The 19,794-nt window shown below is 68.6% G+C and carries 15 protein-coding genes; 10 read left to right on the forward strand and 5 right to left on the reverse strand.

Annotated elements, in window-relative coordinates; translation table 11 throughout:
- The first annotated feature begins 441 nt into the window (after window positions 1-441).
- The 3 genes from ABZ565_RS17620 to ABZ565_RS17630 all read left to right on the forward strand — a co-directional run bounded on the left by ABZ565_RS17620 (window position 442) and on the right by ABZ565_RS17630 (window position 6,137).
- A complete protein-coding gene (locus ABZ565_RS17620) occupies window positions 442-1,521 on the forward strand; it encodes an IS110 family transposase (protein WP_361027496.1) in 1,080 nt (359 codons plus the stop codon).
- Between the two features lie 249 nt (window positions 1,522-1,770).
- Window positions 1,771-2,643, forward strand: coding sequence for a hypothetical protein (locus ABZ565_RS17625; RefSeq protein ID WP_361027021.1), 873 nt, complete (start codon window positions 1,771-1,773; stop codon window positions 2,641-2,643).
- The gene (locus ABZ565_RS17630; protein ID WP_361027024.1) at window positions 2,628-6,137 is read left to right on the forward strand and encodes a DEAD/DEAH box helicase; all 3,510 of its coding nucleotides are present in this window, start codon (window positions 2,628-2,630) and stop codon (window positions 6,135-6,137) included. Before ABZ565_RS17625 ends, ABZ565_RS17630 begins: the two co-directional genes overlap by 16 nt.
- A gap of 615 nt (window positions 6,138-6,752) precedes the next feature.
- Here ABZ565_RS17630 and ABZ565_RS17635 read toward each other — a convergent pair.
- Window positions 6,753-7,295 (reverse strand): hypothetical protein, encoded by a 543-nt coding sequence (locus ABZ565_RS17635; RefSeq protein ID WP_361027027.1) that lies wholly within the window; start codon window positions 7,293-7,295, stop codon window positions 6,753-6,755.
- 665 nt (window positions 7,296-7,960) lie between these two features.
- Here ABZ565_RS17635 and ABZ565_RS17640 point away from each other — a divergent pair.
- The 4 genes from ABZ565_RS17640 to ABZ565_RS17655 all read left to right on the forward strand — a co-directional run bounded on the left by ABZ565_RS17640 (window position 7,961) and on the right by ABZ565_RS17655 (window position 10,391).
- On the forward strand, window positions 7,961-8,665 hold the full coding sequence (locus ABZ565_RS17640; RefSeq protein ID WP_361027030.1) for a hypothetical protein: 705 nt from the start codon (window positions 7,961-7,963) through the stop codon (window positions 8,663-8,665).
- A gap of 123 nt (window positions 8,666-8,788) precedes the next feature.
- Window positions 8,789-9,091, forward strand: coding sequence for a helix-turn-helix domain-containing protein (locus ABZ565_RS17645; RefSeq protein WP_361027033.1), 303 nt, complete (start codon window positions 8,789-8,791; stop codon window positions 9,089-9,091).
- Window positions 9,092-9,219: 128 nt separating this feature from the next.
- Window positions 9,220-10,149 (forward strand): tyrosine-type recombinase/integrase, encoded by a 930-nt coding sequence (locus tag ABZ565_RS17650; protein WP_361027036.1) that lies wholly within the window; start codon window positions 9,220-9,222, stop codon window positions 10,147-10,149.
- Complete coding sequence (locus ABZ565_RS17655; protein WP_361027039.1) at window positions 10,116-10,391, forward strand: hypothetical protein; 276 nt, start codon at window positions 10,116-10,118, stop codon at window positions 10,389-10,391. Before ABZ565_RS17650 ends, ABZ565_RS17655 begins: the two co-directional genes overlap by 34 nt.
- A 134-nt stretch (window positions 10,392-10,525) precedes the next feature.
- On the opposite strand, the gene ABZ565_RS17660 is transcribed toward ABZ565_RS17655, so the two are convergent.
- Window positions 10,526-12,055, reverse strand: coding sequence for a UDP-N-acetylglucosamine 1-carboxyvinyltransferase (locus ABZ565_RS17660; RefSeq protein ID WP_361027042.1), 1,530 nt, complete (start codon window positions 12,053-12,055; stop codon window positions 10,526-10,528).
- Between the two features lie 147 nt (window positions 12,056-12,202).
- On the opposite strand from ABZ565_RS17660, the gene ABZ565_RS17665 reads away from it, so the two are divergent.
- Together ABZ565_RS17665 and acnA are read left to right on the forward strand one after the other, a co-directional pair.
- On the forward strand, window positions 12,203-12,880 hold the full coding sequence (locus ABZ565_RS17665) for an MOSC domain-containing protein (RefSeq protein WP_361027045.1): 678 nt from the start codon (window positions 12,203-12,205) through the stop codon (window positions 12,878-12,880).
- 199 nt (window positions 12,881-13,079) lie between these two features.
- A complete protein-coding gene (gene acnA / locus ABZ565_RS17670) occupies window positions 13,080-15,794 on the forward strand; it encodes an aconitate hydratase AcnA (RefSeq protein ID WP_361027048.1) in 2,715 nt (904 codons plus the stop codon).
- Between the two features lie 98 nt (window positions 15,795-15,892).
- Here the strand turns inward: acnA and ABZ565_RS17675 are convergent, their stop codons facing one another.
- Complete coding sequence (locus ABZ565_RS17675) at window positions 15,893-16,774, reverse strand: VCBS repeat-containing protein (RefSeq protein WP_361027499.1); 882 nt, start codon at window positions 16,772-16,774, stop codon at window positions 15,893-15,895.
- 172 nt (window positions 16,775-16,946) lie between these two features.
- Window positions 16,947-17,804, reverse strand: coding sequence for a VCBS repeat-containing protein (locus ABZ565_RS17680; RefSeq protein WP_361027051.1), 858 nt, complete (start codon window positions 17,802-17,804; stop codon window positions 16,947-16,949).
- A gap of 271 nt (window positions 17,805-18,075) precedes the next feature.
- Between ABZ565_RS17680 and ABZ565_RS17685 the strand changes: the two genes are divergently transcribed.
- The gene (locus ABZ565_RS17685; protein WP_073966161.1) at window positions 18,076-18,336 is read left to right on the forward strand and encodes a GlsB/YeaQ/YmgE family stress response membrane protein; all 261 of its coding nucleotides are present in this window, start codon (window positions 18,076-18,078) and stop codon (window positions 18,334-18,336) included.
- A 70-nt stretch (window positions 18,337-18,406) separates the two neighbouring features.
- On the opposite strand, the gene ABZ565_RS17690 is transcribed toward ABZ565_RS17685, so the two are convergent.
- On the reverse strand, window positions 18,407-19,786 hold the full coding sequence (locus tag ABZ565_RS17690; RefSeq protein ID WP_361027054.1) for a GH1 family beta-glucosidase: 1,380 nt from the start codon (window positions 19,784-19,786) through the stop codon (window positions 18,407-18,409).
- Window positions 19,787-19,794: the final 8 nt, after the last annotated feature.

A 19,794-nucleotide genomic window follows, 5' to 3' on the forward strand; every position in this document is an offset into this window, starting at 1 on the left:
GGCATCCGACGAACCCGCCAGCCAGCACCGCCCAGCCGTCACCATCGCCCTGAACCACAGATGGCAGTAGCCCCAAAAGCAACGGCATTGTCATGAACAACAAGGGGGGAAGTCATGCCGGACCCGAAGGCCGGAGGCCCCATTGCGGAGCCACGAAAAAGGTAACTGTGATAGTCGACCTGCGGCCCGGGTTGGGTTGCTGCCAGGCTGGCGTTGGCGTTCCGGCATGACCCGAAACGGTAACTGGCGGCTCGTCAGAGCTTGCCGTGCCCCCGAGATGTCTGCCGGACGTCGACGTCGGCCTGGCACACCCCGTTGGCTTGATCAGCAGCTTGTCCGCCATCTCGACGTGACTCATCACAGTTCTGCCACGCGGTGACTCCACCCAGGCCGACGCCGACCACGGTCGTCCAGCCCTTGAAGGAGAACAACCGCGTGACCATGCTCGCAGAACAGGTCGACGGCGTCATCGGCGTCGACACGCACCGAGACACTCTTGCCGCAGCGGCCGTCAGCCCTATCGGCGCCCTCCTGGCCAGCACGGATTCACCCGCCAACGCCCGGGGCTATCAGCAGCTGCTGGACTTCGCCCGCCAGCACGTTCCCGGCCGGCGCTGTTGGGTGCTGGAGGGGACAGGCTCCTACGGCGCCGGGCTTACTGCCTTCCTCGACGAGAGCGGCGAAAGTGTCGTCGAGGTGTGTCGGCCCAAGCGTCCGGCTATCCGAGGCGGACGCAAGACCGACATGCTCGACGCCGTCCGCGCAGCCAGAGAGGCTCTCGCGACCGAACACCTCATCCACCCACGACGCCGCGGTGAACGTGAAGCGCTTCGCGTCCTTCTGACCACCAGGCAGAGCGCGGTCTTGGCTTCCACGGCCGCAATCAACCTGCTCAAAGCGCTGATCGTCTCGGCGCCCGACGAGGTCCGCGTCGAACTGCGAGGTATGAAGAGCAAGGACCAGATCGCTCACTGCGCAAGGTGGCGAGACCGGCCTGCCCAGGACATCGAACACCGCATGACCGTTCGTGCCTTGCGAAGCGCCGCTCAGCGGATCGAAGCCCTGCGTGCTGAGGCGAAGGAGCTCGAACTGGAAATCCTCACTCTCGTTCGCACCGTCGCCCCCGAGCTCCTGGCCCTGCAGGGGATCGGTCCCATCAGCGCTACTCAAATCCTGATCAGCTGGTCGCACTCCGGCCGCTTCCGGTCCGAGGCAGCGTTCGCGGCCTTCGCCGGGGTCGCTCCAATCCCTGCGTCGTCAGGACTGACCAACCGGCACAGGATCAACCGCAGCGGCGACCGGCAGCTCAACCGGGCACTCCATACGATCACCTTGATCCGTATCCGCCTCGACCCCATCACCCATGCCTACGTGGCCCGGCGAATCAGCGAGGGAAAGACAGCGAGGGACGCCCAACGCTGCCTCAAGCGCGCAATCTGCCGACAGCTCTTCAAGCTCCTCGAACGAGGAGACCAGCCCACGCCTCCAGCCACCGCCGAAGATCTTCCCCAGGCAGCTTGACTTGATATAGCAGCCTCGGGGGGGGGTAGCCATCACCGATCATGGCCGTTCAGTCGCTGTGCCGTACGGCCAGTGGCCGCCCGCGCCCAGGTCCGCTGCCACGCGAGCCCGGCTCCCGGACAGCCGCGCCCGCAGCAGGCCCACGGCCACGCTCATGCAGAAGCCCCCTCACAGACCAGATCATGCTGGGTAGGGTGATCCGTGTTGCCGCAGGGCAGGGCACCGAGTCAGGAGCGGGGGTGGGGACGGGTGTCGATACCCGCACTGCAGGCTATGGAGCGCGCCCGGGCCGCCGGAGGCCGCCTCGTGGACTTCACTCAGCGGGAGAGCCGCGGCATCGGACAGGTGTGCCCGTGGGACTTGGTGGTAACCATCGGGCCGGAGCCCGAGGACCGTGATGCGGCAGCCTGGATCATCGCCGACGAGATCATGCGAGCCCGCACCGACCTGGACGACCTCGCATACCGGCTCTGGCGCGACAGTGCCCTGGCCGGCACCCCGCTGACCGGCCCCGATCGCGCGCACGTCCTGCTCTACGCCGACCCGGTATTCGAGGCCAACGACCCCACCGGCGTCACCGGCTACGTGGGCGAGTGGCTCTGGTACCTCTCCACCCGCGACCTTCCCCCCGAGCCGGGGCGCAGCGTGGAGATCCTGGACCCGCCCTCATCGACAGTGACAGACAGCGGGCCGGACGGGCTGGTGATCCACCGAGTGCCCGGCAGCGAGCTGGGGTTCGTCTTCCGGTTGTGGGAGATGAAGAAATTCACCGCGGAAAAGACGAAGCCGAGCGACACGATCCGTAAGGCATGGCAGCAGTTGAACACCTGGGGGGCGCGGTACCTGGGTCAGATCTCGTGGGGAGGCCGGGAGCTGGCCCCCGACACCCGGGAGTTCGTCGCCTCAATGGCTCGGCAATGGGTGGACGCGAAGGCGTCGGGGAACGGCGGGGTCAGCATCGCGCTCGACGAGGCATACACCCCGGACACGGCCTTCGAGCGCTCGCACCAGCACTTCACCACCCACACCCACCCGGGCGCGCTGCAGGGCGTGGTGATGGCGATCGAGGACCTTGAAAACTTCGCGAAGGACGTGAGGAGGTACGTGTGGAGCGCACTCTAGACCCGGAGGTACTCGCGTCCGCGCTCGGCGAGCACCGGGCGGGCGGGGTGCTGCCCAGCGCACAGGACCTGCTGGCGGCCATCACCGACCTGGAGATCGCGGCGTTCCGCGGTGAGCGGGAGATCGAGGACGAGACCCTCGCCACGGCGTGGTACCTGCATGGGCTCGCCGCGCTCGACCCGGAGACGCCCGGCTACGACGCGGTGCGAGTACGGCGGGCCTTTGCCGCCAGCGCCCACCTGATGGACCTCGCCCTGGGCGACGAACGCCGGCCTGAGGCTGAGCGGCTCCAGATCGCTTTCGCCGCCCAGGCCGGGTACCGGCGCAGCGAGCAGGACCCGAACGCTACCGCCGTCTACCGGCAGGTTCGCGCTCTCGTTGACATCACCAGTGAGCTGCGCGGGCACATCGGCACCCTGGCAGTAGAGGCTGGCATCGTCTTCCTCGGTTTCGACCGCCCGGAGTTGGGCCGGGCGGTGCGCGCGTGGCGGCGGCAGCTGCGCGGGGTGCGGGCGATGATGCGCCGCGAATCCCTGGTGGGGACCATGTACGGGCCCGCAGAGGCGGTGGTGAAGGCCGTCTTCCGCCTGTACCAGTTCCTGGGGTTCGGCGAGGAGCGGGATCTGGTGGCGGCGCAGCGGTTGCTGCGGGATGTGATGACGGAGAGGGCGGGCCGGGGTGACCGGCTGGCGCGGTGGGTTGCTGCGCACCTGTTCCAGATGAGCGGGGAGATGGCGGCCAGCAGCTTGTACCAGCTGCTCCCCCCGGGAACTCCCCCAGAAGTGGCGCGGAGCTTCGCGCTGTCGAAGCCGCCGGTGATGACGCTCTGGCCGCCGCAGCGCCAGCTCCTGAAGCTCGAGCGTGGTAACCCGCTCGACCCGGCGACGTCACGAAGCCTGATCAGCGTGCCGACCAGCGCGGGCAAGACGCTGATGGCCCAGCTGGTGATCTGCTCGCACCTGGCACAGCGCCCCGGGCGCGTGGTGTACGTGTCCCCGATGCGCAGCCTGGGGCGGGAGATGCGCGGGACGCTGCGGGGCCGGCTGCGCGTGCTCGGGCGGCGCCTGGCCGCAGAGCAACCGGAGTTCCCGCTGGGCCCCTGGACCTCGCCGGCCGAGCCGAACGGCGGGGACGTGGAGATCGTCACCCCCGAGCGGCTCATGCACATGATCCGCAACAACCCCGGCGAAGCACTGGCGGAGGTCGGGCTGGTCGTCGTCGACGAGGCCCACCACCTGGGCCAGGGGAGGCGCGGCTTCGTGCTGGAGAGCCTCCTCACGCTGCTGCAGGCCCGCAGCGACATCCGACTCGTGCTGCTGTCCGCGGCAGTCGGCAACAAGGGCGACATCGCCTCGTGGCTCGACCCGCATCGCCCCGAACGAGAGGTCTACTTCACCGACACCTGGCGGGGCCCGCGCCGAATGCACGGGCTCATGTACCCGAACCTCATGGCGGAGCACGCCGAGCTGACGGAGCGACGGCCGACCGCGAAGCACACCTCGCCGGTGCTCGCCACCGTGCCCGTCGAGACCCTCCTCGATGTCCGGCCGACCGCCTCCTCCGCCATCGCTCGGCTGACTACCGGAGAGGTGGGCACGCGGCGCTTCGCCAGCTCCGCGGGCCGGTGGAACGCGCGGACCCGTCTGCCAGGCGGGATCCCCGACTACCAGGTCTTCGCCGCCGGCGCCGCGGAACTCACCGCGAACGGCAGCGTCCTAATGGTCGTCGGCACCCGGCGGGCAGCCCGTGACGCGGCACTCGCCATCGCCGAACACCTGCCCGAGCGACCCGAGGCCACAGCCCTGACCGACTACCTCGCCGACACCCTCGGCGCGGAGCACCCGCTGGTGCGCTGCACCCTGCACGGCGTCGCCTACCACCACGGCGCCCTACCCGAAGACGTCCTCCACACTGTCGAGGGCGCGCTGCGCCGCGACGAGCTCCTGGCGATCGCCAGCACCAGCACCCTCACCGACGGCGTCAACCTGCCCGTGCGCACCGTCATCGTGCACCACAAAGTCGACGGCGACCCGCTCACCTACGACGGCCAGCGCGCCCTGTCGCCCGCTGAACTTCTCAACGCCATCGGCCGCGCCGGGCGGGCCGGCCGGGAGAGTGAGGGATGGATCTTCCTGACCCGCCCCTACCCGCCCCGCCCCGCCGAGTTCGACTCCCTCAACCCCGACCCAGAGCAGTTGCGCGTCGTCTCCGCGCTGCTGACCGGCGAGGCGCTGGCCGAACTCGCCGGCGCCGAGGACACCCTGCGACAGAATGCTGACGGAGTCTTCGCGCTGGCGGACGGCATCGCCGCGGACTTCGCCTCGTTCGTCTGGCTCGTCCTGCAGCTCCATGCCACCTCGCCGACGCCGCAGGGCAATCCCCTCGACGCCCTGGACGCACTGTTCGCCCTGTCCCATACCGGCAACGGGCGGCACACCAGCCGGTGGCTCACCCTCGCGGACAAGGTCGCCACCGTGTTCGAGAACACCGACCCCACCCAGGCCGGCCGGTGGGCCGCCACCGGCACCAGCCTGGGGTCGTCCCGCTACCTCGACTGGCTCGCGAACCAGCTGGCCGTGCTGCTCGACCGGCACACGGTGGACGACGCCACTGGGGCTGACCAGCTCGCCGAGCCGGAAGAATGGCCGCTGCAACGCACCCTCGACTTCCTCACCGAGCACCAGGTCTTCGACCGCCTGATCGACCACGTCCCAGAGGTCACCAAGACCTGGAGCTTCAAGGACAAGGAGACGCGCGGCACACCGATGGACGTCCCGATCGCCCCCGCGCTCCGCGAGTGGATCTCCGGCACCACGATCCCCGACCTCGCCCGTTCCTGGCAGCCCGGCGTCGCTGCCGGGTGGGCGCTCGAACAGGCGTTACGTAACGTCAGCACCGCCTTCGGGCACGCCCTGAGCTGGACCGTCGGCGCCCTGATTAACCTGGTCAACACCAGCCCCGCGCTCCCTCCCGGCGCACCCAGGCTCAACACACACACTGCCTGGCACATCCGCCACGGCGTCGACACCGAGCAGGCCCTGACCCTGCTCACCTCCGGCATCACCTCCCGACGCATCGCCCACCTCCTCGGCCGCGACGCCGCCCGCCTGGGACACCGGTCGGCCGGCCTGCGGCAGTGGACCGCCCAGCACCACATCGACGGCTGGACACGGCAGTATGGGGCGAGCGACTACGAGGTCCAGGACCTCCTCGACTACGTCCGCACTCCCTCCGACCCGATCAACCAGCTCCTCGACAACCGCGCAGCCACCACACCACTCACCCGGCTGGTAGCAGGGACACCCGACGGCCCGGTCAACGTCGCACGGCCCAGCGAGCGCCACCCGACCATCCGCCTGGCCCGCGACCGCCACCGGGTGGCGACCGTGCCGGCCGACCGCCACCTCGATGTCCTCGCGATGCTCGACAGCGGCCTTGACCTCAACCACCGCCTCCACAACGGCCAGCTCATCACCACCCGGCGCGCCCGGTAGCGCCTGGTCCTGTCGTAGGGAACCAATCGCGGGACTGCGGCTCAAGAGGGGGGCGATGCATCGCAGAGTCACCGACTTGCCGCCGCCCGTGGAGGCGTTGATCAGGACGCACGGGGACCCCGCGTCCAGGTCGACTGAGACGACCCGCCCGGCGGAGCCGATCCCGGTGATGGGCGCGGACTCCTTGGCGGCGACCACCATCTCGCGCACCTTGGGGTTCTACCTTCGCCGGTCTCATCGGGTTCGGCATCGCCCGCCTGGTCTCGCAGTGCCCGCTGACCGTGCCGCAAACGCTGGGCCCGGTCCTTCCGTCGGAGGGCCGGACCCAGCAGTCTCCGAGTGCCCGAGAGACATGCGGGACGGAGTCGAGTACGGACGGCTAATGTGTGCGCAGCCGCTTGAGGAACGTCCTGACTAGGGCGTCCAACTCAGAGTCCTTGGCCGTTTCTTCCACCAGGATTCGTTCGATGTGAACGAACCCGCTGTTCCGCCAGTGCCGATCCCTGGTCCCGTCAGCCGCCAGTCGGCCGCGGTGATGGGGTCCGTCGACCTCGATCAGGCCCGCTCTGCCTTCGCGAACGACTAGGAAGTCGGGCGTCCATGTGTTGCCGACTCCTACGCGTCCCAGCGGCGGGGAAAGATGGAGATGGTGGCATTGGCGGGGAGGGCAGCCTGGGCGCGCTTGAGCGCCTCATAGACCCGTACCTCCTCGCGGGAGTCAAAAACGAATCCGTCGCGTCGCAGTTCCGGTTTCGGATCGGTGACACGCGCGGCGTGGTTCGTTGTGGTGTTGGCGGTGAGCCGCCCCTGAAGAGCTGACCTCCAGTCCGCGGCCACGTCTGGGAGCGCTGGCCCGACGTAGACAGAGTGTCCCTCGACGCCGTTCCGTTCAGCGATCGGCAGGAGGGCGTCCCGGATCCGCGCAAGCAAGTCCTCAGAGAACCGGTCCATCAGCCATCCGGGAACCAGAAGACGGGCATCCATCCAGTCGCCCAACCTGTTGCCGGGAGACCACTCGATTCCTTCAACATCCAGTAGAAGGGCTGCCGCCTGAACGTCTCCTCGCTCATGAAGGAACCAGGCAGTCTGCGCGAGGATGGTCTCCTCTATAGATAGCGCTGCCTCTTCGCTTGAGACCTTGCTGACGTCTGAAGTCACCGTTCCACACTAAAACCTCGGTCTGACAGTCGAACCCCGTTGACCAGGATGATCGCGGCGACATCGCCGCCCCGGTCCGCCATTTATTCGTGGGGCCGTGACGACGCCGTCCGGCGACACTGCCGGGACCGGCCAGGGCGCGGGCCGTACGGTCAGGAGTGTGTGGCGCGCGATGGGGGACTGTAAGACGTTCGGCCCTGACCCGTAGTCGGTGGTGACGCCGCAGCAGAACACGACTTCCGTGCGTCGCCCATCGGCGACCCCGGTACAGGGTGTCGAAGCGCTGTCTGGACGGCGGGCTGTGCCGACCCGATCGCTGAACGGGAAGGAGCAGGTGCTTAGAAGACGCCTGCTCTATTCCGGCGTTTGGATCGTTCAAATCGACCGCGCGCTGGCTGGGCGTCAGCGATTTTGGGTCGGCATGGTGATTCGCTCACGGCAGACGCATTGAGCCCGGAAGGGACTGGAATTGCGCGGCGAAGCAAGTGAACCTAGAGCAGCTCACGGAAGATCGTCTGCGTGGTCGGCGGAACATAGCACGGGATCGCCGGTTACCCAAACCGGCGATCCTCCGGACTATTGGAGAGGTTCGGTCGCCGTGCGATTCACAGGCGGTGCCCGGACTGCCGTGCCTACCCCCACGCCCCACCTCAAGGAGCTCACACATGGCCGCAGTGGTTGGCGCCAAAACGTCTCATCTGACCGATCGGCAGTGCTTTTCGATCCTGGACTGGGCCGCCGAGCAGCCGCAGAACGGTCTCGTACTGCGGGCCTTCCTGGCGTCCATTGCCCTCGCGGCGCTGCAGCCAAAGGAGGCCCTAGTGCTGCGTGTCCGAGACGTGGAACTCGCGGACGACGGCAGCGGTTGGCTGCTGATTTTCCCTCAGGGACAAGAGCGCCGCGAGACGGATTCGGAGCGCGCGGGCGCCGAACGGCGTGTTCCTGCCTGCCGGAAGTTGGTGGCGCTCCTGAAGGCGGAGATCGTCCGGCGCGAACTCCGCCCCGATGACGCGATATTCGTTCTCGACGACGGGCGACCGCTGACCGCCCCGGTCTACCGGAAGATCTGGAAGCAAGCGCGGGCGGCGGTTCTGGAAGGGCACGAGGCCGACTCGTCGCTCGGCAGGAATATCTCCGCTCTGCGTGACGCATGCATCGCGGCGTGGCTGAAGAACGGTGACCAAAGCGCGGCGCACATCTTCGTGGTGGCCGAGTGCGCCGGAATGAGCGCTCCTCGCCTCGCCGAACGCTTCGCGCACTGCCTTCGTAAGCCGACACGGGATGAAATCCCTTGGGACCGGCTCGAAGCTGCCCTCGCCCTTCCTGACCTGGCGAGTGAGCCAGCCCCGAGCGCCGTGTGCCGTCCGTAGCGCTGTTCCGCGTTGCGGATCGTCTGCGATTCCCTTCCTGCCGCATGACAAGGCGACGGGTGGGCGGAATTGGATTTCCACCCACCCGGGCTGCCTCCGCCCCTACCTCACAGAGAACCACCGATGCCTGGACGATCTTCGCTTGCCGCGACCGCTACCTCAGGCGCCACATCCGCCGCCTTCCTGACCGTGAAGGACGCCGCCGACTATCTCGGCCTCTCACCCCACACGCTCTACGTCTGGCGCCACCGTCGCCAGGGACCCCCGAGCTTCCGTATGGGACCCCGCGGTCGCGTCATGTACCGGCTCGAAGTGCTCGACGCCTGGGTTCGCGAACAGGAACAGGCCGACTCCCGCTCCAACCCGGCCCTCAACCCGCTCAACACCCCTCTGCAGGAGCGGTCGAGCCGCTTCCTCAGCGCCTGAAACCCCAAGCGCCGTAGAGCGCTGCCTCCATCCCCATCACCAAGGAGTTCCACCTGGCCGGCTACATAGAAGACCGATGGCTGAAGAAGCGCCCCAACCCGAAGACCGGCAAACGTGACCGTACCGCCATGTACGGCAAGTGCATCCGCTATCGCGTCAAGGGCATCCCCGGCGTCAAGGACCGTTCCTTCGACGTACTTCAGGACGCCAAGACCTGGCTCGCCCAGGCCCAGACCGACGCACGCCGAGGCGAGTTCGTCGACCCCCGCGACGGGGCCATCTCCCTCAAGGACTACATCGCGACCCACTGGTGGCCCACCCAAAGCGGTGACCCGTCCACGATCGAGCGGATCGAGCAGAGGGTACGCCGCCACATCGTTCCCCATCTGGGTTCTCAGCCGCTCAACGCCATCGGCACGGAAGTCCTGCGGCACTGGAAGAAGCGGCTGGAGAAGGACCTCGGTCCTACCTCGAGCCGACTGGTCTGGGCGACGCTCTCCAGCGTCCTTCAGGCTGCGGTCGAGGACCGTCGTCTCGGACGCAACCCATGCCGGTCCAGCACGGTCGGGCCTCCGCCCGCAGCCGCTGGCAGGGTTGAGGCGTGGCCGCCTGAACGGGTGCTGGCAGTACAGGAGGCCCTGCCGGACCGCTACCGGATCCTCCTTGTGATCGGAGCAGGTCTCGGGCTCCGCCAAGGGGAGGCGCTCGGACTCTCAGCGGACGACATCGACTTCGAGAAGGAAGTCGTCCACGTCCGGCGGCAGGTCAAGATGGTGCGGGCGAAACTGTGCTTCGCGCTCCCCAAGGGGCGCAAGGTCCGGGACGTGCCCCTGCCGGCCAGCGTGGCCCGGGCCATCCGTCAGCACATGGAGCAGTTCGCACCGGTGCCGGTGACGCTGCCCTGGGACGACCCGACTCCGGCCGAGACGCTGGTGGAGGCCAAGCATCGACGGCCGAGGACCTACAGCCTCCTGGTCACGGGACGCGAGCTGAAGGCCATCAACGGAACTACTTCAACTCCTACGTGTGGAAGCCCGCTCTGGCCACGGCGGGCGTGATCGCCTCGCTGGACGAGGGCAGCACCGACGGTGTCCGCGTGTGGGAGCCGTCCCGGGAACACGGCTTCCACGCCCTGCGCCACTTCTTCGCCTCCGAGGAACTGGAGGCTGGCGAATCGGTCGTCTCCCTGGCACGTTGGTTGGGGCACTCCGACCCTGGGTTCACGCTGCGGAAGTACTCCCACTTCCTGCCCCGCGCCGGCGCACGGGGAAGCGCCGCCATCGACGCGATCTTCGCGTAGCCGCGACCGTCCGCTGGGCTCGTGGCTCGTAGCCCGCCGCAGGCCCAAAGTCCCAGAGAAATCCCAGACGTGCCGCCGCACCCCGTCTGACCCGCCAAATGGCAGGTCAGACGGGGTGCGGCGGCATCCTCATATCAGATGTCCCGGAAGATCTCGATCTGCGCCCCCACCGAGTTCAGCCGCTCCGCCAGCTCCTCGTAGCCGCGGTTGATCACGTACACGTTGCGCAGCACCGACGTGCCCTCGGCCGCCATCATCGCGAGGAGGACGACCACCGCCGGGCGCAGGGCCGGGGGGCACATCATTTCGGCGGCGCGCCAGCGGGTGGGGCCCTCGACCAGGACGCGGTGGGGGTCCAGGAGCTGGAGCCTGCCGCCGAGGCGGTTGAGGTCGGTGAGGTAGATGGCGCGGTTGTCGTAGACCCAGTCGTGGATCAGGGTCTGGCCGTGGGCCGAGGCCGCGATGGCCGCGAAGAAGGGGACGTTGTCGATGTTGAGGCCGGGGAACGGCATCGGGTGGATCTTGTCGATCGGCGCCTCCAGTTTGGAGGGGCGGACCGTCAGGTCGACCAGGCGGGTGCGGCCGTTGTCGGCGGCGTACTCCGCGGTGCGGTCGCAGTCGACGCCCATCTCCTCCAGGACCGCGAGCTCGATCTCCAGGAACTCGATGGGCACCCGGCGGATCGTCAGCTCGGACTCCGTGACGACGGCGGCGGCCAGCAGGCTCATCGCCTCGACCGGGTCCTCGGACGGGGAGTAGTCCACGTCCACGTCGATGTCGGGCACACCGTGCACCGTGAGGGTCGTCGTGCCGACGCCGTCCACGCGTACGCCCAGCGCCTCCAGGAAGAAGCAGAGGTCCTGGACCATGTAGTTGGAGGAGGCGTTCCGGATGACCGTGGCGCCGTCGTGGCGGGCGGCGGCCAGCAGGGCGTTCTCGGTCACCGTGTCGCCGCGCTCGGTCAGCACGATGGGGCGGCCGGGCGTGACGGAGTGGTCCACCCGGGCGTGGTAGATCCCCTCGGTGGCGGCGATGTCCAGGCCGAAGCGGCGGAGGGCGATCATGTGCGGCTCGATCGTGCGCGTACCGAGGTCGCAGCCGCCCGCGTAGGGCAGCTTGAACGCGTCCATGCGGTGCAGCAGCGGGCCGAGGAACATGATGATGGAGCGCGTGCGGCGGGCGGCGTCCGCGTCGATCGCGTCCATGTCGAGCCGGGCCGGCGGCACGATCTCCAGGTCGGTGCCGTCGTTGATCCAGCGGGCGCGCACGCCGATGGAGTTGAGCACTTCGAGGAGGCGGTAGACCTCCTCGATGCGGGCCACGCGGCGCAGCACCGTACGGCCCTTGTTGAGCAGCGACGCGCACAGCAGCGCCACACAGGCGTTCTTGCTGGTCTTGACGTCGATGGCGCCGGAGAGGCGGCGGCCGCCCACCACGCGCAGATGCATGGGACCGGCGTAGCCGAGCGAGACGATTTCGCTGTCGAGTGCTTCACCGATGCGGGCGATCATCTCAAGGCTGATGTTTTGATTGCCGCGCTCGATGCGGTTCACCGCGCTCTGGCTGGTGCCGAGCGCCTCGGCCAGCTGGCTCTGTGTCCAGCCCCGGTGCTGACGGGCGTCACGGATGAGCTTGCCGATACGTACGAGGTAGTCATCTGACATGGCGAAAGGCTATCTCAGATATGAGATCGCAATTGCGTGGGGGTGTGCCGTTCGGGTGAGAGTGGTGTGCCGGAGGCGGCGGACGGGTGGAGGAGAGTGCGCAAATTCCCTCGCGCCCGCACCCCTTCGTCCCTAGGGTCCCGCCTCATGTACGCACTCTCCGTCAACATCGGCCGCCCCCGCCCCAATCCCTGGAAGGGGATCAGCGCGACCGGCATCGACAAGCGGCCCGTCGACGGGCCGGTCGCGGTGACCGCCCCGGGGCCCAAGGGCACCGGCGCCGTCGGTCTGTCCGGTGACCGCGTCTACGACGTGAAGAACCACGGCGGCGCCGACCAGGCCGTCTACGCCTACGCGCGCGAGGACCTCGACGGCTGGGAGGCCGAGCTGGGCCGGCCGCTCGCCAACGGGGTGTTCGGCGAGAACCTGACCACCCACGGCGTGGACGTCAACGGTGCCCTGATCGGGGAGCGGTGGCGGATCGGGCCCGACGTCGTCCTGGAGGTGTCCTGCGCGCGGATACCCTGCGCGACGTTCCAGGGCTGGCTGGAGCGGGACGGCTGGATCAAGCGGTTCACCCGGGCGGCCCTGCCCGGCGCGTACCTCCGGGTGGTCGAGCCCGGCGAGATCCGCTCCGGCGACCGGCTGGAGATCGTGCGCCGGCCCGCCCACGAGGTGACCGTCGCGCTGGAGTTCCGGGCCATGACCCTGGAGCCGGAGCTGCTGCCGCTCCTCGCGGCGGCGGACGCGCTGCCCGAGGAGAGCAAGGAGCTGATCCGCCGCCGCACGCGCGCCACGCCGCCGCCGGGGGGCGCCCGGACATGACCCTTCCGCGGTCATGTACTAGAGTTATCTCGACATCGAGATATATGCCGAAGGTGCACAGCGGGCCGCCCGCAGGTAAGGGTTACCTAACCAATCCTTACCTTAGCGGATGGCCCGGTGGTCCGAGGCGGCACCACGCGGCGCCCGCCGTGGTGAGGCGCGGCGCGGAGTTACGCGCACATTGATGAAGGAGACTGTCGTGTCGGCGAACAGCTTCGACGCCCGCAGCACGCTGCGCGTGGGCGACGAGTCGTACGAGATCTTCAAGCTGGACAAGGTCGAGGGCTCCGCGCGCCTCCCTTACAGCCTGAAGGTGCTGCTGGAGAATCTGCTCCGCACGGAGGACGGCGCGAACATCACCGCCGACCACATCCGCGCGCTCGGCGGCTGGGACTCCCAGGCCCAGCCCAGCCAGGAGATCCAGTTCACGCCGGCCCGCGTGATCATGCAGGACTTCACCGGTGTGCCCTGCGTCGTGGACCTCGCGACCATGCGTGAGGCCGTCAAGGAGCTCGGCGGCGACCCGGAGCGGATCAACCCGCTCGCCCCGGCCGAGCTGGTCATCGACCACTCCGTCATCGCCGACAAGTTCGGTACGAAGGAAGCCTTCGGCCAGAACGTCGAGCTGGAGTACGGCCGCAACAAGGAGCGCTACCAGTTCCTGCGCTGGGGCCAGACCGCGTTCAGCGAGTTCAAGGTCGTCCCGCCGGGCACCGGCATCGTCCACCAGGTCAACATCGAGCACCTGGCCCGTACGGTCATGGTCCGCAACGGCCAGGCGTACCCCGACACCCTCGTCGGCACCGACTCGCACACCACCATGGTCAACGGCCTCGGTGTGCTGGGCTGGGGCGTCGGCGGCATCGAGGCCGAGGCCGCGATGCTCGGCCAGCCGGTCTCCATGCTCATCCCGCGCGTCGTCGGCTTCAAGCTGACCGGCGAGCTCCCGGCCGGCACCACCGCCACCGACCTCGTGCTGACCATCACCGAGATGCTCCGCAAGCACGGCGTCGTCGGCAAGTTCGTGGAGTTCTACGGTGAGGGTGTCGCCGCCACCTCGCTCGCCAACCGCGCCACCATCGGCAACATGTCGCCGGAGTTCGGCTCCACCGCCGCGATCTTCCCGATCGACGACGAGACCCTCAACTACCTGCGCCTGACCGGCCGCGACGCCCAGCAGGTCGCCCTGGTCGAGGCGTACGCCAAGGAGCAGGGCCTCTGGCTGGACCCGGCCGCCGAGCCGGACTTCTCCGAGAAGCTGGAGCTCGACCTCTCCACGGTCGTCCCCTCCATCGCCGGCCCGAAGCGCCCGCAGGACCGCATCGTCCTCGCCAACGCCAAGGCCCAGTTCGCCCAGGACGTCCGCAACTACGTGGACTGCGTCGACGAGGCGGGCAAGGAGTCCTTCCCGGCCTCCGACTCCCCGGCCATCGGCGCCGCAGGCCCGACGAACCCGGTCACTGTCACCGCTCCCGACGGCTCCACGTACGAGCTGGACCACGGCGCCGTCACCGTCGCCGCGATCACCTCCTGCACCAACACCTCGAACCCGTACGTCATGGTCGCCGCGGCGCTCGTGGCCAAGAAGGCGGTCGAGAAGGGCCTGACCCGCAAGCCGTGGGTCAAGACCACCCTCGCCCCGGGCTCCAAGGTCGTCACCGACTACTTCGACAAGGCGGGCCTGACCCCGTACCTCGACAAGGTCGGCTTCAACCTCGTCGGCTACGGCTGCACCACCTGCATCGGCAACTCCGGCCCGCTGCCGGAGGAGGTCTCCAAGGCGGTCAACGAGCACGACCTGGCCGTGACCTCGGTGCTCTCCGGCAACCGCAACTTCGAGGGCCGGATCAACCCCGACGTCAAGATGAACTACCTGGCGTCCCCGCCGCTGGTCGTCGCGTACGCCATCGCCGGTTCGATGAAGGTCGACATCACCAAGGACGCGCTCGGCGTCGACCAGGACGGCAAGCCCGTCCACCTCGCGGACATCTGGCCCTCCGAGGCCGAGGTCAACGACGTCGTGGCGAACGCCATCGGCGAGGACATGTTCAACAAGTCCTACCAGGACGTCTTCGCGGGCGACGCCCAGTGGCAGGCGCTGTCCATCCCGACCGGCAACACCTTCGAGTGGGACTCCGAGTCCACCTACGTGCGCAAGCCCCCGTACTTCGAGGGCATGACCATGGAGACCTCGCCGGTCGAGGACATCACCGGCGCCCGGGTCCTGGCCAAGCTCGGCGACTCGGTCACCACCGACCACATCTCCCCGGCCGGTGCGATCAAGGCCGACACCCCGGCCGGCCAGTACCTCACGGAGCACGGCATCGAGCGCCGTGACTTCAACTCCTACGGCTCGCGCCGTGGCAACCACGAGGTCATGATCCGCGGCACGTTCGCCAACATCCGCCTGCGCAACCAGATCGCGCCGGGCACCGAGGGCGGCTTCACCCGCGACTTCACCCAGGACGGCGGTCCGGTGTCGTTCATCTACGACGCCTCGCAGAACTACCAGGCCGCCGGCACCCCGCTGGTCATCCTGGCCGGCAAGGAGTACGGCTCCGGCTCGTCCCGCGACTGGGCCGCCAAGGGCACCGCGCTCCTCGGCGTCAAGGCCGTCATCGCCGAGTCCTACGAGCGCATCCACCGCTCGAACCTCATCGGCATGGGCGTCCTGCCGCTCCAGTTCCCGGAGGGCCAGACCGCCGAGACCCTCGGCCTCACCGGCGAGGAGACCTTCTCCGTCACCGGCGTCACCGAACTGAACGACGGCACGACCCCGCGTACGGTCAAGGTCACCACCGACACCGGCGTCGAGTTCGACGGTGTCGTCCGCATCGACACCCCCGGTGAGGCGGACTACTACCGCAACGGCGGCATCCTGCAGTACGTGCTCCGCAGCCTGATCCGCAAGTAGGGATCGGCGGCAGTACGGCGAGAGGGCCGCATCCCCGGTGACGGGGGTGCGGCCCTCTCTCATGTTCCGAAGGAACTACGCGAGCCCTACGGGTGGGATCAGAACAGGAACTTGTAGCTGTCCCAGCCGCTCGTGCCGATCAGCTTCTTGGCCTTGTACGGGGTCGCGGCGTTGCCGGTGCCGCTGTACAGGTACAGCGCGCCGCCCTTGCGGGCGATGAGGTCGGTCTTGCCGTCCAGGTCGATGTCACCCGTGGAGACCAGGCGGTTGTACTGGCTCCAGCCGCTGCCGATCTTGGAGCGCTTGCCGAACGGCGCGTTCTGGTTGCCGGTGCCCTTGTACAGCCACAGGACGCCGGCCTTGTCGCGGGCGACGACGTCGTTCTTGCCGTCGCCGTTCAGGTCGCCGTTGCCGGCGATCGTGTTGTAGATGTTCCAGCCGTAACCGGCCTTGATGCGCTTGGTGACCTTGCCGTTGCCGTAGCCGAGGTAGACGTACAGGTCGCCCTTGGTGTCGACGGTGAGGATGTCACCGGCGGCGGCTCCACCGATCTGGCCGGGGGAGACGATCTTGCTGTAGATGTTCCACCCGTAGCCGATCTTGACGGCCGACGAGTCGAACTTCAGGTAGCCCATGTTTCCGTTGTCCTCACGGAACCAGAGGCCGTCGCTGTCACCATCGTTCTGGTGGTCGACCTGCATCATCGCGGAGACGCCGGTCCAGCCCTTGCCGTACTGCTTGCGGGCGGTGAGGCCGCCCTTGCCGTTCGGGCCGTACGCGTACGCGATGCCCGCGGAGTTGACGGCGTAGAGCGAGAAGTGCGGGTTGCCGGCCGCGGCGGCCGCTGCGGGAGCCGCCGCCGGCTGGTCTGCCGAGGCACCGAGCGAAGGCTGCGGGGCGTCGGCGGCCACGGCGGACGTGCCGGTGGCGACGAGGGCGGCGGTGAGCGCCGCGGCTGCCGCGCGAGCGGCTATGCGCATGTGGTGCCGGCCAGTGGTTTTGGCCACAAGTACTCCATGGATCGTGAAGTGGGAGTGGCCCGCCGCACGTTGGCGGCGGGCCACCGATTCACGGGAATCGTGTCACGGTTTCGTACGTGAAACCTTCACGTTTCGTCATGACTGTGTAACCGCTGTAACTTCTGTGACCGGCTCAGAAGAAGAGGCGGTACGAGTTCCAGCCCGACGCGCCGATGAGGGCCTTCGCCTTGTACGGGGCGGCTCCGTCGCCGGTGCCCTCGTACAGGTACAGCTCACCCTTGGCGTTGCGGGCGACCAGGTCGGTCCGGCCGTCCATGGTCAGGTCACCGGCGGCGAAGAGGGTGTTGTACTGGTTCCAGCCGCTGCCGATCTTGGTGCGCTTGGCGTACGGGGCGTTCTGGTTGCCGGTGCCCTTGTACAGCCACAGGACGCCGGCCTTGTCGCGGGCGACGACGTCGTTCTTGCCGTCGCCGTTCAGGTCGCCGTTGCCGGCGATCTGGGTGTAGGTGTCCCAGCCGTAGCCGACCTTGATGCGCTTGGTGACCTTGCCGTCGCCGTAGCCCAGGTACAGGTAGAGGTCGCCCTTGCCGTCGCGGGCGAGCAGGTCGCCGGCCTCGGCGCCGCCGAACTGGCCTACCGAGACAACGGTGTTGTAGGTGTCCCAGCCATAACCGACCTTCACCGCAGCGGAGTTGTCGGCGTAATACCAGATGTTGCCCGAGGTGCCGAGCTGCCAGCGGCCGTCCGCGACGTTGTCCGCGTTGTGGTCCACCTGGCCGACGAACGCGAGGCCCGTCATGCCGGTGTCGAACTCGACGCGCGGCGAAAGGGTGCCGTCGCCGATGGGTGCGTAGTGGTACGCGGTGCCCGAGCTGGTGATGCCCGTCAGGCCGTACATGGGCGCGTCACCGATGTCGGCGGCGGAGGCGGAAGTGGCGGCAGCGCCGGTGGCGACCAGGGCCGCGGTTATCGCGGCGGTGGCGAGACGGGTGACAGCCCGTCCGGGCCGACGGCCAGAGTTCTTGGCCACGTGTGTTCTCCATGGATGGTGGGACGAGGCGTGACGCGCCGCGGGATACGGGGACACGCCACGGAATTTGAGGGTGATCCTTTCACGACTCCCTCACGTCTCCAAGGGTTTGTCGAAATGAGGCCAATGCATCGTCTTCGCCCCGGTATGCGGACACCGCGAGACCTCCGGCCGGCCTTTGTCCGCAGCGGCATGCGTACACCCGTGCATGCCGGGCAGGCGGAAGTCAGCTTCCCGAAACCAGTCGGACAGCGGTAGAAGAGGAGTTGTCGTGTCATTTCTGTGGGCCATCATCGCGGGACTCATCATCGGCCTGCTGGCCAAGCTGGTCGTCCCCGGCCGTCAGCCCATTCCCCTGTGGCTGACCGTCCTGCTCGGCATCGTCGGCGCCATCGCCGGCAACGCCCTCGCCACCGCCTTCGGTGTGCGTGACACCGGGGGCATCGACTGGATCCGCCACATCTTCCAGATCGGTGTCGCCGCCGTGCTCATCGCCTTCATCAGCCCGATGTGGGCCCGACGACGCGCCTGACCGGCCACCCGTACGACGAAACGCCCTGTCCACCGCATGCTGCGGTGGACAGGGCGTTTCGTCGTGTCGCTCAGGCCCGGTGCGCCGCGATCAGCGCCTGATACCAGCGGTAGCTGTCCTTCGGGGTGCGCTCCAGGGTGTCGTAGTCGACCCGGACGATGCCGAACCGCTTCGCGTACCCGAGCGCCCACTCGAAGTTGTCGAGCAGCGACCACACGTAGTAGCCCCGCACATCGACGCCCGCGTCCATCGCGGAGCGCAGCGCCGCCAAGTGCGTACGCAGGTACTCCACCCGGTCCGCGTCCCGCACCGCGCCGTCCGGCTCCACGGTGTCGAACTCCGCCGAGCCGTTCTCCGTGATGTGCACCGGCGGCAGCGCGTCCCCGTAGGTGTCCTTCAGCGCGGTCAGCAGATCGGTGAAGGACTCCGGCACGACCGGCCAGCCCATCGCCGTCCGCCGCACGTCCGGGTACTGCCCCTCCGCGTACCGGTTGTCCGTGGCGACCCGCAGCGCCGGGTCCGGCTCGCGGTGCGGGGCGTCGGCCACCACGATCGGGCGGTAGTAGTTGATGCCCAGGAAGTCCAGGGGCTGGGAGATCAGGTCCAGGTCGCCGTCGCGCCGGAAGTCCTGCCCGGTGATCAGCTCGCCCCAGGTGTCCTCCTCGCCGGCCGGGTAGCGGCCCGCGAGTATCGGCTCCGTCCACACCAGGTTGTGCTGGGTGTCCGCGCGGACCACCGCGGCCCGGTCGGCGTCCGTCGGGGCGGCCGGGACATTGCGGTCCAGGTTCAGCGTGATGCCCGCCTCGCGGACCCCCGCCGCCCGCAGCGCCTTCATCGCCAGGCCGTGGCCGACGAGCAGGTGGTGCGCGGCGGCCAGGGCACCGCGCCCCTCCTTCGCGCCGGGCGCGTGCCGGCCCACGGAGTAGCCGAGGAAGGCGCTGCACCACGGCTCGTTGAGGGTGATCCAGCGCGGCACCCGGTCGGCCAGGTGCTCCGCGACGACCGCGGTGTACTCGCCGAACCGCTCGGCCGTCTCCCGTACCCGCCAGCCGCCCCGGTCCTCCAGGGCCTGCGGCAGGTCCCAGTGGTAGAGGGTGGCGGCCGGCTCGATGCCCGCCTCCAGGAGCTCGTCCACCAGCCGGGAGTAGAAGTCCAGCCCCTTCGGGTTCACCGCGCCGGAGCCCTCCGGCAGGATGCGCGACCAGGCGATCGAGAAGCGGTACGAACCGACCCCCAGCTCCCGCAGCAGCGCCACGTCCTCGCGGTACCGGTGGTAGTGGTCGCAGGCGACGTCACCCGTGTCGCCGCCGTCCGTCTTCCCGGGCGTGTGGCTGTACGTGTCCCAGATGGACGGACCGCGGCCGTCCTCGTGCGCGGCGCCCTCGATCTGGTACGAGGCCGTGGCCGCGCCGAAGACGAAACCGGGCGGGAAGACCGGGAACTCACTCATGGATACCC

Origin of the sequence: Streptomyces sp. NPDC016469 (assembly GCF_040632905.1) — a bacterium.
Lineage (GTDB): Bacteria > Actinomycetota > Actinomycetes > Streptomycetales > Streptomycetaceae > Streptomyces.